General features: G+C 69.7%; 13 protein-coding genes and 1 riboswitch. Of the genes, 5 read left to right on the top strand and 8 right to left on the bottom strand.

Features of this window, described 5'->3' with window-relative positions; genetic code table 11:
- The first annotated feature begins 120 nt into the window (after positions 1-120).
- The 3 genes from H5411_RS21375 to H5411_RS21365 all read left to right on the top strand — a co-directional run bounded on the left by H5411_RS21375 (position 121) and on the right by H5411_RS21365 (position 2,179).
- On the top strand, positions 121-303 hold the full coding sequence (locus H5411_RS21375) for a DUF3073 domain-containing protein (protein ID WP_037353984.1): 183 nt from the start codon (positions 121-123) through the stop codon (positions 301-303).
- Positions 304-416: 113 nt separating this feature from the next.
- Positions 417-1,277 (top strand): 3-hydroxybutyryl-CoA dehydrogenase, encoded by an 861-nt coding sequence (locus tag H5411_RS21370; RefSeq protein ID WP_183124821.1) that lies wholly within the window; start codon positions 417-419, stop codon positions 1,275-1,277.
- Between the two features lie 68 nt (positions 1,278-1,345).
- A complete protein-coding gene (locus tag H5411_RS21365) occupies positions 1,346-2,179 on the top strand; it encodes an alpha/beta fold hydrolase (protein WP_183124820.1) in 834 nt (277 codons plus the stop codon).
- On the opposite strand, the gene H5411_RS21360 is transcribed toward H5411_RS21365, so the two are convergent.
- The 4 genes from H5411_RS21360 to H5411_RS21345 are packed head-to-tail and all read right to left on the bottom strand — an operon-like array spanning position 2,172 to position 6,265.
- Positions 2,172-2,957 (bottom strand): ECF transporter S component, encoded by a 786-nt coding sequence (locus tag H5411_RS21360; protein WP_183124819.1) that lies wholly within the window; start codon positions 2,955-2,957, stop codon positions 2,172-2,174. The genes H5411_RS21365 and H5411_RS21360 overlap by 8 nt on opposite strands.
- Positions 2,954-4,552 carry an ABC transporter ATP-binding protein gene (locus H5411_RS21355; RefSeq protein ID WP_183124818.1) on the bottom strand — a complete coding sequence of 533 codons (1,599 nt, stop codon included), beginning with the start codon at positions 4,550-4,552 and terminating at the stop codon, positions 2,954-2,956. The genes H5411_RS21360 and H5411_RS21355 overlap by 4 nt, the downstream gene beginning before the upstream one ends.
- Positions 4,549-5,628: a CbiQ family ECF transporter T component gene (locus H5411_RS21350; protein WP_183124817.1), complete on the bottom strand. Its 1,080-nt coding sequence runs from the start codon at positions 5,626-5,628 to the stop codon at positions 4,549-4,551. Before H5411_RS21350 ends, H5411_RS21355 begins: the two co-directional genes overlap by 4 nt.
- The gene (locus H5411_RS21345; protein WP_183124816.1) at positions 5,615-6,265 is read right to left on the bottom strand and encodes a hypothetical protein; all 651 of its coding nucleotides are present in this window, start codon (positions 6,263-6,265) and stop codon (positions 5,615-5,617) included. The genes H5411_RS21350 and H5411_RS21345 overlap by 14 nt, the downstream gene beginning before the upstream one ends.
- 15 nt (positions 6,266-6,280) lie before the next feature.
- Positions 6,281-6,428, bottom strand: a riboswitch (cobalamin riboswitch).
- 28 nt (positions 6,429-6,456) lie between these two features.
- Here H5411_RS21345 and H5411_RS21340 point away from each other — a divergent pair.
- Together H5411_RS21340 and H5411_RS21335 are read left to right on the top strand one after the other, a co-directional pair.
- Positions 6,457-7,350: a Gfo/Idh/MocA family protein gene (locus H5411_RS21340; protein ID WP_183124815.1), complete on the top strand. Its 894-nt coding sequence runs from the start codon at positions 6,457-6,459 to the stop codon at positions 7,348-7,350.
- 188 nt (positions 7,351-7,538) lie between these two features.
- A complete protein-coding gene (locus tag H5411_RS21335; RefSeq protein WP_183124814.1) occupies positions 7,539-8,270 on the top strand; it encodes a GNAT family N-acetyltransferase in 732 nt (243 codons plus the stop codon).
- A gap of 52 nt (positions 8,271-8,322) precedes the next feature.
- On the opposite strand, the gene H5411_RS47700 is transcribed toward H5411_RS21335, so the two are convergent.
- From H5411_RS47700 to purF, 4 genes are all read right to left on the bottom strand, one after another.
- On the bottom strand, positions 8,323-9,111 hold the full coding sequence (locus tag H5411_RS47700) for a cytochrome P450 (RefSeq protein ID WP_312878505.1): 789 nt from the start codon (positions 9,109-9,111) through the stop codon (positions 8,323-8,325).
- Positions 9,112-9,640: 529 nt separating this feature from the next.
- A complete protein-coding gene (gene arfB / locus H5411_RS21325) occupies positions 9,641-10,069 on the bottom strand; it encodes an alternative ribosome rescue aminoacyl-tRNA hydrolase ArfB (protein ID WP_183124812.1) in 429 nt (142 codons plus the stop codon).
- Positions 10,070-10,102: 33 nt separating this feature from the next.
- Positions 10,103-11,173 (bottom strand): phosphoribosylformylglycinamidine cyclo-ligase, encoded by a 1,071-nt coding sequence (gene purM, locus H5411_RS21320; RefSeq protein ID WP_101436976.1) that lies wholly within the window; start codon positions 11,171-11,173, stop codon positions 10,103-10,105.
- A gap of 32 nt (positions 11,174-11,205) precedes the next feature.
- On the bottom strand, positions 11,206-12,744 hold the full coding sequence (purF, locus tag H5411_RS21315; RefSeq protein WP_101436975.1) for an amidophosphoribosyltransferase: 1,539 nt from the start codon (positions 12,742-12,744) through the stop codon (positions 11,206-11,208).
- Positions 12,745-12,857: the final 113 nt, after the last annotated feature.

Raw genomic sequence — 12,857 nt, 5'->3', positions numbered from 1 at the left:
CGTGCCACGTCGCATCCAACCCCCGGGACACGGTACGGTGTCAGCAGGAAAGAACTGTCGAGACGATGCGGGGCCGCCGATTCCCCCGGCCGCCCCGCCCCTGTGCGAGGGGGTCGAGCCATGGGGCGCGGCCGGGCTAAGGCCAAGCAGACGAAGGTGGCGCGCGAGCTCAAGTACAGCTCCCACGACACCGATTTCGATGCTTTGCAGCGCGAGCTGTCAAGTAGTTCCTCGGACAACCACGAGGACGACAAGCGGTACGAGGACCCGTACGACGACGGGTACGACGAGTACCGCCGTTGACGCAGGCACACGACACGCGAGGGCGGAATCGGACCTAGTCCGAGACGCCCTCGTGCGTTGTGTGCTGCCCGTTTTCTTGCTGCTGCCGATGAGGTGACGAAGGAGTTGGACGGGTGAGCGACATCGCACGAGTAGGTGTGGTCGGAGCAGGGCTGATGGGCTCCGGCATCGCCGAGGTGCACGCCAGGTCCGGGTTGGACGTGCTGGTCACCGAGGTGAACCAGCCCGCCCTCGACGCGGGCAAGGCGCGCATCGAGAAGTCGCTGCAACGCGGCGTCCGCAGCGGCAAGCTGGCCGCGGAGGACGCCGAGGCGGCGCTCGGGCGGCTGCGCTTCACCACAGACCTCGCCGAGTTCGCCGACCGCGATCTCGTCGTCGAGGCCATCCTGGAACAGGAGCAGGCCAAGGTCGACGTGTTCCGGCAGCTGGACAAGATCGTCGAGCGCGAGGACGCGCTGTTCGCGTCCAACACGTCGTCGATCCCGATCATGAAGCTCGGCATGGCCACCGGCCGTCCGCAGCAGGTCGTCGGCATCCACTTCTTCAACCCGGTGCCGGTGCTGCCGCTGGTCGAGCTGGTCCCGTCGCTGCTGACCAGCGAGGAGACCGCCCGCCGGGCCGAGGAGCACGCCACCGGCGCGCTGGGCAAGACGGTGATCCGATCGCAGGACCGGGCCGGGTTCATCGTGAACTCGCTGCTGGTGCCGTACCTGCTGTCGGCGATCCGGATGATCGAATCGGGCTTCGCTTCGGCCGAGGACATCGACCGCGGGATGGAGCTGGGCACGGCGCACCCGATGGGTCCGCTGCGGCTGTCCGATCTGATCGGCCTCGACACCATCAAGGCGATCGCGGACTCGATGTACGCGGAGTTCAAGGAGCCGCTGTACTCGTCGCCGCCGCTGCTGCTGCGCATGGTCGACGCGGGGCTGCTCGGCAAGAAGACCGGCCGCGGGTTCTACTCGTACTCCTGACTTTTGTTGCGCGCCTGAACAACCTTTCCCCGCTGTGCGAGGCCGGGCAGGTCGCTTGACTGAGCGGCATGACCTCGACGTTCGTCTTCGCCGCCGGTGCCAACGGCGTGTCCGCCGCCCCGCCTGAACTCGTGCTGCGCGGATACCGCGGGGTCGGGGTGCCACAGCCGGAGCAGCAGTTCCGGCTGGCCTACCAAGCGCCGCAGGATCTCGGCGCGTTCGCCACCGAACCGTCGGCTCTGGCCGGCGTGACCGTGGCCGACCAGGTCGCGACCACGGTGGACGTCGTGCGCCGGGCCGCGGAGCTGGGTCCGGTCGTGCTGGTGGGCTCGAGCATCGGTGGCGCGCTGGTCACGCTCGTCGCCGAGGAGGTCCCGGAACTGGTGTCGGCGCTGGTCTACGACGCCGCGTTCTGCTGTGTCGACCTGCCGACCCCGGACGAGTACCTGGCCACGCCCGAGGCCGCGTCGTCACAGGCCGGGGCGATGCTCGGATTCATCGCGGCCGACCCGGCGGTGGTCGGGGCGATGCGCTTCAACTGGCGGTCCTCCTCGGCTGAGGCGTTGACGGCGGCGAAGGCGGCGCTCTGCGCGGACGCCACCGACGGCGAGTTCTACGCCCTGCTCAACGCGATGGCTCCGGACGACATCCTCGGTCGCGGTGCCACCGACTCGCGCGGCACGCCGGAACGGTGGGGTCGCGTCCCGCGGTTCTACGTCCGGCATCTCCAGGACCGCCTCGTGCCGCCCGCCCTGCAGGACCGGATGATCGCCGAGGCTGACGCGCATACGCCCGGCAACCAGTTCGAGGTGCACGACATCGACACCTCCCACTTCCCGAACGCGGCCGGGATGGCTCAGCTCGTCGAGGTGCTGGACCAGGTCGGCCAGTCGCTCAGCTGAACGCCGCTCGTCTCGCGGCACGGCGGAGCACCGTCAGGATCGCCGGGCCCAGCACGATGATCGCGACGAGGTTCGTGAGCGCGCGGCCGGTGTCCCAACCCAAGGTGGACGTCAGCACGGTGAAGACCAGGAACCGGTGCAGGTTCTCGCCGAGCGGGCCGCCTGGGATGAAGTCGAGCGCCGTGTGGTTCGCCAGGAAGGGCCAGGTGAACATGCTCATCGCGAGGCCGTAGAAGTAGGCGGCGACCACGCCGTAGATCGCCAGCATCGCGATCTCCCACCGGCCCTTCACCCGGCGCGGCAGCAGCCCCGCGCCCAGGCCGACCAGTGACGACGCCAGCATCTGGAACGGCAGCCACGGCCCGACCCCACCGGTGAGCAGCGCGGACGCGAACAGCGACGTCGAACCGAGGACGAACCCGAAACCCGGTCCGAAGACCCGTCCGGCCAGCACGAGCAGGAAGAACACCAGCTCGATCCCACCGGTGCCCGCGCCGAGCGGACGCAGCGCGGCGTTCACCGCGGACAGCACGCCGAGCAGCGCGAGCGCCTTCGCGTCGAGTCCGCCGCTGGACAGTTCGGCCAGCACGATCAAGATCAGCACCGGCAGCGTCACGAGAAACACGAACGGCGCGTCCGTCGTGTGCGCGGACGTCCCGACGGTGCTGCGGGCGAGCAGCGGCCAGCAGAACATCGCCAGCCCGACCACGACGGCCGCCGTCAGCACCAGCGCCGTGCGAAGCCGGATTCGGACGGCTGGCCCCAGGAAATCGGTCACGCCAGCGCCTTCGCTACCTGGTCCACAGTCAGCCATGGCTCCGGCGCGAGGATTTTCGCCACCTGCGGAGCGAAGGCGGGCGACGCGACGACGACGTCCGCGGTCGAGCCGTCCGCGACCACTTCCCCCTCGGCGAGGACGACGACGCGGTGTGCGGCGGAGGCGACGAACTCGACGTCGTGGGTGGCCAGCAGCACCGCGTGTCCTTCGGCGGCCAGGTCGGCGAGGATGGTCGCGAAGTGCCGTTTCGCCGGGTAATCCAGGCCGCGGGTCGGCTCGTCCAGCAGCACGACCGGCGGCGCGGCGGCGAGCTGCACGGCCAGGACCAAGGCAAGTCGCTGGCCCTCGGACAGGTCGCGCGGGTTGGTGTCGTCGTCGATGCCGGGCACGAGGCGGTCGAGGAGGTTCCGCGCGGTGCCCGCGTCGACCCCTGACTCGACGTCGGCCTGTCGGCATTCCGCCCCGACCGAATCGAGATACAGCAGGTCAGACGGGGTCTGGGGGACCAGGCCGACGCGCGTACGGGCGGCTCGGGACCGAAGCGTCTTCGGGTCCGCGCCGAGGATGTCGACCTTGCCGTCCGACCGGGGTCCGCTGCCCTGCAACGCCCACAGCAGCGAGGACTTGCCCGAACCGTTCCGGCCCATCAGCGCGACGACCTCGCCGCGGTTCAGTCGCAGGTCAACGCCGCGGACCGCGTGCACGCCGCCGTACCGGACCCGCACGGCCTTCGCGGTCAGGACCGCTTCGCCAGAGCTTTCCGCAGCCTGGGCAGGGCGGCGCTCAGCCAGGCGTTCCCGGAGCGGGCGGGCGAGCCGACGGGCGTCGCGGACCGACAGCGGCAGTGGCGACCAGCCCGCGAGCCTGCCCAGCTCCACGATCGGCGGGGCGACGTCGGTCTCGGCGAAAACCTCCGCCGGCTGCCCGGAGACGACGGTGCCGTCGCCGGGCAGGTAGAGCAGGCGGTCGGCATACTGCGCGACGCGTTCCATCCGGTGCTCGGCGACCACGACCGTGGTGCCCAAGTCGTGCACCAGGCGCGTGATCGCGGCCAGGACTTCTTCGGCCGCGGTCGGGTCGAGCGCCGAGGTCGGTTCGTCCAGCACCAGCACGCTCGGGTGCGCCGTCAGCACCGCGCCGATCGCGACGCGTTGCTGCTGCCCGCCCGAAAGCGTCCGAAGTGGACGGTCGCGGAGTTCGGCGATGCCCAGCAGGTCCAGGGTTTCCTCGACGCGTTTGCGCATCACGTCCGGCGCGACCGCGAGCTGCTCCATCGCGTACGCGAGTTCTTCTTCAACGGTGTCGGTGACGAATCCGGCCAGCGGATCCTGCCCGACCACGCCGACGACCGACGCCAGTTCGCGCGGCGGATGCGTCGCGGTGTCGAGTCCGGCGACCTTGACTCGCCCGGCCAGCGTGCCGCCGGTGAAATGCGGGACCAAGCCGTTGATCGCGCCGAGCAATGTCGACTTGCCGACACCAGTGCGTCCGGCGACCAGGCAGAGTTCGCCCTCCTCGACCGTGAGGTGGACGTCCCGGAGCACTGGCCGGTCCGCCCCGTCGTACGTGACGCTGACGTGCGAGAACTCGATCACCGGACCACCTCCGACACCAGCGCCGGACGCGGCGCGAACCAAGCGGGCAGCACACTGATCAGCACCGCGACGGTCGGCAGCAGCGGCAGCTCCGGCCAGGTCAGCGGGCTGGCCGGGGTGACGAGCGCAACCGGGTCGGCGAGCAGCACGAGCACCGCGGTCGCGACGCCGCACAGCGCGACCAGCGTTTCCGGCAACCGCCACGGATCAGGCCGGTAGGTCGTGCGCCGGATCTGCCGTCCGCCCAGCACGAATCCGGCGGCCGCCAGTACGAGCCCGGCGATCAACATCGGCACCCCGAGCCACGACGCCGACCCGTCGAGCACGCCGTAGACCCCGACCGCGACGCCGACCAGACCGGCCAGCACGCAGGTCGCGATCAGGATTCGGACGCGCGGCGAGAGGTAGCCGCGCCGTCCGTAGCCTCGGGAATCCATGGCCGCCGCGAGCTGCAGCGACCGGTCCATGGCGTCGGCGAGGACCGGCACGAAAATCCCCTTCACGAACCGCAGCCCGCGCGTCTTCCCGGAGCGCAGCCGACGCGCGCGACGCACCCGCTGCACGCTCTCGACCAACTGCGGAGCCACGGACAGCGCGACGGTTACCGCCGTCCCGACCTCGTAGAGCGCTCCGGGCACGGCCTTGAGCAGGCGTTTCGGGTTCGCCAGCGCGTTCGCGGCACCGACGCAGAGCACGATCGTGGCCAGGCGGAGCCCGTCGTACAGGCCGCCCAGCAGCTCCTCGGCCGAAGTGGGACCGAGCAGCTGAATGCCGGCCGCGACGCTCGGCAGCGGGATGGTCGGCAGCGTGAAGAGGACGTGGCCGCCGTCCTCGCCGCCGATCAGGATCCGGAACAGCACGCGCGACAGCAGGATCGCCCCGGCGACCCAGGCGTACATCCGGAACGCCAGCGCCCACGGTGCGTCACCGCGGCGGAGCACCACGACGAACCCGGCCACCGCGATCACCAGCGCGAGCAGAACCGGATTCGTGGTCCGGCTCGCCGCGACGGCGAGCGCGAGCGCCCACACCCACCACGCGCCGGGATGGAGCGCTCGCGGACTACTCCGCGGCACGCCTGCGACGCATCGCGACGACCGTCCCGGCCACCACGAGCAGCACGACGACCACGATGCCGATCACGAGGCCCCACGGGAAGCCACTGTCCGAAGTGGACGCCGGTGCCGGAGCGGGCGCGTTGGCCTTGCGGACCGGCTCGGTACGGGGCGGCGGATACTCGGTGTAGGACTTGCCGATCGCGAACGACCAGCCTTCGAACGCACCAGCCGGTGGCTTCCAGCTCTGCGCGCCGACCTGCGCCGATTCCCACTTGCCGCCGTTGGTGGCGGTCCAGAAACTCCACGACGCCTTCTCCGGCGGCATCCCGGTGCAAGTCTGGTCCGCGGGTTTGCCCTCGATCTTGCACATCACCGCCAAGCCGTACTTGCCCGCGCCAGTGAGCTCGAAGCCCGCGTTTTGCAGGGCTGTGACGCCGTTTTCCTGCTTGCCAGGGGCGCACCGGACGAGAGTTTCGCCGCCTAGCCCCTGGAAATCAACGACAACCGTGACGCCGTTATCGTCTTGGCAATAGCCGTCAGTGCCCTTGCCGGGCGTGGTCGCGGAGGCGGACGACGCCCCGCCCAAACCGGTAGCGACGAGAAGAGCGCAGCCGGCGAGGACTCGCCCCCAGTGCCGCGCGTGCACGAACCGCATGTCAGATGTACCTCGCATCGATCGGACCACGGCGGGCGATCCGGCTCGCGGTCCCTCCCCGGGGCCGCTCACGGTTGCGGGCCAGCGCCGGATTCTCACCGGCTTCCCCCGTTCGTGGCGAAGAACTTGTCGACGTTAACGCACCGCAGGCCCCGCCGGAAGCGACCGCGGACACACCTACACTTCCGGGCGTGGGACAGGATCAGCTGCGCGTCGGCCTCGTCGGAACCGGACCGTGGGCCACCACGGTGCACGCCCCCGGGCTCGCGGATCATCCAGGGACCGTGCTCAGTGCTGTCTGGAGCCGCCGGCCGGAAGCCGCCGCCGCGCTGGCGCAGGCGTACGACGCGGTGCCCACCAGCGATCTGGATGAGTTGTTCGAGCAGGTCGACGCGCTTGCGTTCGCCGTGCCGCCGACCGTGCAGGCCGAGCTGGCCGTTCGGGCCGCGGAGGCGGGCAAGCACCTGATCCTCGAGAAACCGATCGCCGCCGACCTGGCCACGGCGCAGCGTCTCGCCGACGCCGTGACGTCCGCTGGCGTCGCCTCGCTGGTGATGCTGACGCTGCGGTTCGCCCAGCAGACGCGCGATTGGCTGGACGGCGTCACCGCCGCCGGCGGTTGGCGAGGCGGCAGCGTGCGGTGGCTGTCGGGCGCGCTGCTGGACGGCAAATACTCGACCTCAGCGTGGCGGCAGGATCCGGCTGGCGGCGCACTCGCCGACATCGGCCCGCACGCGTTCGACCTGCTCGACGCCGCCCTCGGCCCGATCACCAACGTCCTCGCCGCCCATCGCGGTCCCGAAGACCTGTGGCAACTGCTGCTCGAACACGAGGGCGGCATCACCAGCACCGCGACCCTCAGCCTGCGCCTGCCGGTAATGCCGACAGTGGTGGAGTATTCGGTCTTCGGCGAGCACGGCTTCCGCACCCTCGGCCGCACCGGCACGGCGAACGAGGCGTACACCGCGCTGCTGGACGATTTCGCCGCCATGGTGGCGAGCGGAACGACCACCCATCCCTGTGACGTCCGGCGGGGCGTGCACCTGGCTCGGATCGTGGACCAGGCTCGCGCCGCCGTGCGCTGAGCCCGTTATTCGCTTGCCGCGTCTGAGACGATGAACGGGAAGTTCGTTTCGGACGAAGGAATGCCTATGTGCTCCGCCACGGCCCGCTCCGGTCGCGGTCTGGCCTGAGCTGTTCGGCCTGCGTGCCTGGCGTCGGGTTTGCTGCCCGGTTCTTGTGCTGCCCTCTTCCCGAAAGGCTTCCACCCGAGATGTCCGCCCTTCAGGCATACGTCCGCGCGACCGCACCGATCGGTCGCGGTGTCGAACGAATCGGCCCGTTCCTGGCGACTTTCGCCCAGGACACCTCCCATCCGATGGCGAACTATGCCATCCCCGACGACGGCGCGAAGCCCTCGTCAGCCGAGATCGCTCTCCTGATTTCCGCTTACCAGCAACGAAACCTCCTGCCCCGGCTGGAGTTCTTCACCGAAGCCGCTCCGGACGTCGAGGCAGCCCTCCTCGCCGCGGGGTTCACGGTGGAACGGCGGGTACCGGTGATGACCTGCGGCGCCGAAGAGCGTGTTGATTGTGTTGCGCCGGAACACATTCGACTGCGCGAGCCCGTGTCAGACGACGAATTCCGCCGCCTGCGGTCTGTGCAGAACGTCGCCTTCGGAGAACCGCCCGAGGTGTCCGACGCCGATGTCGAACGCAACCGCGACTATCTGACCGTCCTCGCCGAACACGGGAAAACCATGGTGGGCGGCGGGATTGCACTGGATATCGTCGCTGGCGCAACGGAAATCGTCGGCATCGCCGTCGCCGCCGAATACCGCGGACAAGGCATCGCAGCGGCAATCACCGCACACCTAACGCGCCTCGCCCACGAACGCGGTGCGCGCACGGCGTTCCTGACGCCAGGGGATGTGGGAATTGGGACGGTGTATCGCCGTGCCGGGTATCGCGTTGCCGGTGAGTGTGTGCACGTGTCGCTGAGCTAAGACGTGGTCCTTGCCGCCGCAACCGCACAGCCGTTGCGGCGGCAAGGAACCGTCAACTGGTTGTCTCCCACTCGACCGCCACCTCCCGCACCCCGCGGATTACGCCGTAGGTGCGCCGAGGCTGGGCATCCGCTTGAAGCCGCAGATTCGGCAGTGCCGCAAGCAGTTCCTGCAACATGACTCGCAACTCGAGCCGGGCGAGGTGCCGGCCGAGACACCGGTGCGCACCGGCACCCCAGCCGAGATGCGCTGGCCGCGTCCGCCCGCGCTCCGGCCGGAAGACGTCGCCGTCGCTGAAGTGCCGCTCGTCGCGATTGGCGCTTCCCCAGGCGAGCAGCACCCGATCCCCGGCGTCGAGCCGCACTCCGCCCAGCGTCGTCGGCCGCGTGACCGCCCGGCCGGTCGCCGCCACCGCCGGCTCGTACCGAACCGCCTCCTCGATGAACTCCTCCAGCACCTTGGGACTGTCCCGCGCCCGATCACGCAGGTCGGGATTCTCGGCGAGCAGCAGCGCCATCGTGGCTGCCGCGTCAGTGGTGGTCAGCTGCCCGGCGGCGACCATCAGCGCCGCGAACCGAAGCACTTGCCGTTCGCTGACCGGCGCGCCGAGGTCAGCGTGGATCACGTCGGACAGCATGTCGTCCCGCGGCACGCCAGCACGTTCACGGATGTGTCCGAGCAGGAGCTTCGCGTACTCCCGACCACGCTTCTCTGCTTCCTCCCGGCTTTCGGCGGCGACCAGTCGCTTGGCGTGTTCCGCGAGCAGTTCCCGTCCGCTTTCCGGAACGCCGAGCAATGCCGCGACGACAAGCGGCGGAACCACTTGCGTGTATGCGGTCACCAGGTCGGCCCGACCTTGCTTGGCAAATCCGGTGAGCGTCTCCCGGCACAACCGCCGGATGAGTGACTCGTGTTCCTTCGCTGCCGTCGGCGTGAAATAAGGCCGGAGAATACGACGCCAAGCCATGTGCGCCTGGCCGTCGAATTCAAATAATGGCGCTCTCGGCGGCGGATTGCCGTCAGATCCCGCTTCTTCGGCTACGACATCCGCAGCGCCTAGGCCATGCACATACGAACTGAATATCTCGCCGTGGCCAGCCGCCTCCCGGATCTCGTCGTAGCCGGTCAGCAGGTGAAACCCGCCGTGCGCGGAGCTTTTGGCCACTGGGCAGAGCCGCCGGATAACGCCGAGACGTGCGTAAACGTCCTCGGCAACCGCGGGATCGAGGTGGTCGAAATCGACTTCAGCGGGAATTCGCCGTTCAGGAGATCGCGTCACTCACCAGAAATAGCGAAGACGGAAAAGGAGTCACAAGAAGGCAGTTCAGCGATATCGCAAGACAAGCCTTCACCCGCAGTGATCAACAAGGCTAATCGTCGTACCGGCCGCCGCGGCCGCGTTTTACGTCGCTGCGGCGTTTCTTCGCTGCCAATCGGCGTTCCTTCGAGCCTCGCGAGGGCTTGGTGGGACGCCGTTTGGCCGGCGGTGGCGCGGAAGCCTTCGTCAGCATCTCAGCCAACCGCTCGCGGGCCGCGTCCCGGTTCATCAGCTGGGAGCGGTGTTCGCTGGCCGCGATGGTCAGCACTCCGTCGACCAGCCGGTTGCCCAGCCGGGCCGTGATGCGTTCCTTCAGCGCGGGCGGGATCGCGGCGGAGCCCGCGACGTCGAACGACAGCTCGACGCGCGAGTCCGTCGTGTTCACGCCTTGTCCGCCCGGGCCCGAAGACCGGGAGAACCGCTCTCGCAGTTCGGCGCCCGGGATCACGAACCGGGCGCCGACGCGTACGTCCTCCGCCATGTCCTCAGTGTCTCAAGGCAGGGCAAGCGGCTTTCAGAACCGCGGGTGGTCGCCGGACAGCACCGCGCGCGGGCCGTCCGGGTCTTCAGCGGGCTGGACGTCGCCGAGGATCCACGCGGGCACGTGCCGCGCGGTGAGCACCGCCAGCGCCCGGTCGACGTCCTCGGAGGACACGATCGCGACCATGCCGACGCCCATGTTGAATGTCTTCTCCAGCTCCGCGCGCTCGACCTTGCCGCGCTGCCCGATCAGGGCGAACACCGGAGCCGGCGTCCACGTGCCGCGTTCGAGCTGCGCGACGAGACCGCGCGGCATCACGCGGGCGAGGTTCGCTTCGAGGCCGCCGCCGGTGATGTGCGCGAACGTGCGCACCTCGGTCTCGGCGACCAGCGCGAGGCAGTCCTTCGCGTAGATCTTGGTGGGTTCGAGCAGTTCCTCGCCGAGGGTGCGGCCGAACTCCTCGACGTGCCCGTCCAGCGGCATGCGCGCGATGTCCAGCAGCACGTGCCGGGCCAGCGAGTATCCGTTGGAGTGCAGCCCGGACGAGCCCATCGCGAGCACGACGTCCCCGGGCCGGACCTTCTCCGGCGACAGCAGCGCGGACGCCTCGACCGCGCCGACGCCGGTGGCCGACAGGTCGTAGTCGTGCTCGCCCATCAGGCCGGGGTGCTCGGCCGTCTCGCCGCCGAGCAGCGCGCAGCCCGCCTGAACGCAGCCCTCGGCGATGCCGCCGACCAGCGCCGCGATCTTTTCCGGCACGACCTTGCCGACCGCGATGTAGTCCTGCAGGAAGAGCGGCTCGGCCCCGGTGACGACCAGGTCGTCGACGACCATCGCGACCAGGTCGATGCCGACCGTGTCGTGCTTGTCGAGCGCCTGCGCGACCGCGATTTTGGTGCCGACGCCGTCGGTCGACGACGCGAGGATCGGCTCTTTCCACTTGTCGAGCTTGAGGGAGAAAAGCCCGGCGAAACCGCCGACCCCGCCGCGCACCTCGGGCCTCGTGGCCCTCTCGGCGTGTGGCTTGAGCAGCTCGACGGCCTGGTCACCGGCGTCGATGCTGACCCCGGCGGCTGCGTACGTGGCGCTCGTGGACTCGCTCACGGAAGCGGACTCCCTACTGGACATGCTGTGGTTCACGGACGCCGGACGGCGTCTTCGGCACCGTACCCGGCGGCGCTGACCGGAGTCGCCGCGCCACCGGCGGCGTCCATGCTTTCGAGCAGGTGCTTGCCGATGAGCGCGTCCTCGGGAAGCGGAATCGGGTACTCGCCGGAGAAGCAGGCCGTGCACAGCCGCGACTTCGGCTGTTCGGACGCCGCGACCAGGCCGTCCAGCGAAATGTAGCCGAGCGAATCGGCACCGATCGAACGGCGGATGCCGTCGAGGTCGACGCCGTTGGCGACGAGTTCGGCGCGCGACGCGAAGTCGATGCCGTAGAAGCACGGCCACCGCACCGGCGGCGACGCGATCCGCACGTGCACCTCGAGCGCACCGGCCTCGCGCAGCATCCGCACGAGCGCGCGCTGGGTGTTGCCGCGGACGATCGAGTCGTCCACCACGACCAGGCGCTTGCCGCGGATGACGTCGCGCAGCGGGTTCAGCTTCAGCCGGATGCCGAGCTGCCGGATGGTCTGCGACGGCTGGATGAAGGTGCGCCCGACGTAGGCGTTCTTGACCAGACCGGTGCCGTACGGCAGGCCCGAGCCCTGTGCGTAGCCGATCGCGGCCGGGGTGCCGGACTCCGGCACGGGCATCACGAGATCGGCGTCGACCGGGTGCTCGGCGGCCAGTTTGCGGCCGATCTCGACGCGCGTGGCGTGCACGCTGCGGCCGGCGATCGACGTGTCCGGACGGGCGAGGTAGACGTACTCGAAGACGCAGCCCTTGGGTTCCGGGTTCGCGAACCGGGACGAGCGCAGCCCCTCGGCGTCGATGGCGATCAGCTCGCCCGGCTCGACCTCCCGCACGAACGACGCGCCGCAGATGTCGAGCGCGGCGGTCTCGCTCGCCACGACCCAGCCGCGCTCCAGCCGGCCGAGCACCAGCGGGTGCACGCCGTGCGGGTCGCGGGCCGCGTACAGGGTGTTCTCGTCCGCGAAGACCAGGCAGAACGCGCCCTTGAGGGTCGGCAGCAGTTCCAGCGCGGCGGCCTCGATGCCCTTGTCCGCGGCGTTCGCGGCGAGCAGCCCGCAGACGAGGTCGGAGTCGCTGGAGGACCCGGTGAGCCCGGCGTGCGGCTTCAGCCCCGCGGCGACCGTGCGATCCCGCAGCTCAGCCGTGTTGACCAGGTTGCCGTTGTGCGCGAAGGACAGGCCGCTGCCGGTGTCCGTGGTGCGGAAAATCGGCTGGGCGTTCTCCCAGATCGTGGCTCCGGTCGTGGAGTACCGGCAGTGCCCGACGGCGATGTGCCCCTGCAGGGACTGCAGGACCTGCTCGTCGAAGACCTGGCTGACGAGCCCGAGGTCCTTGAAAACGACGATCTGCGAGCCGTCCGAAACGGAAATGCCCGCTGCCTCCTGCCCGCGGTGCTGCAGGGCGTAGAGGCCGTAGTAGGTGAGCTTGGCGACTTCTTCCCCGGGAGCCCAGACGCCGAAGACGCCGCACTCCTCACGAGGTTCCGGTTCGGGTTGATCTTCGGGTCGATCAGGACTGGCGGAGGGGTCGGAAACCACCGAGGAGCTCCCAGGAAGACGCGGGCGGGCCGAGTCCAAGTGTAAGGGGTGCGAGGGGCGGGGAAGCGGTTCGCGGGGTGGTTCTGACCACTACGGGGGAGGTGGGTGGTGAG

The sequence above is a fragment of the Amycolatopsis echigonensis genome (assembly GCF_014174495.1).
Taxonomy (GTDB): Bacteria; Actinomycetota; Actinomycetes; order Mycobacteriales; family Pseudonocardiaceae; genus Amycolatopsis; species Amycolatopsis echigonensis.
This window is presented reverse-complemented; position numbering and strand designations above follow the sequence as displayed.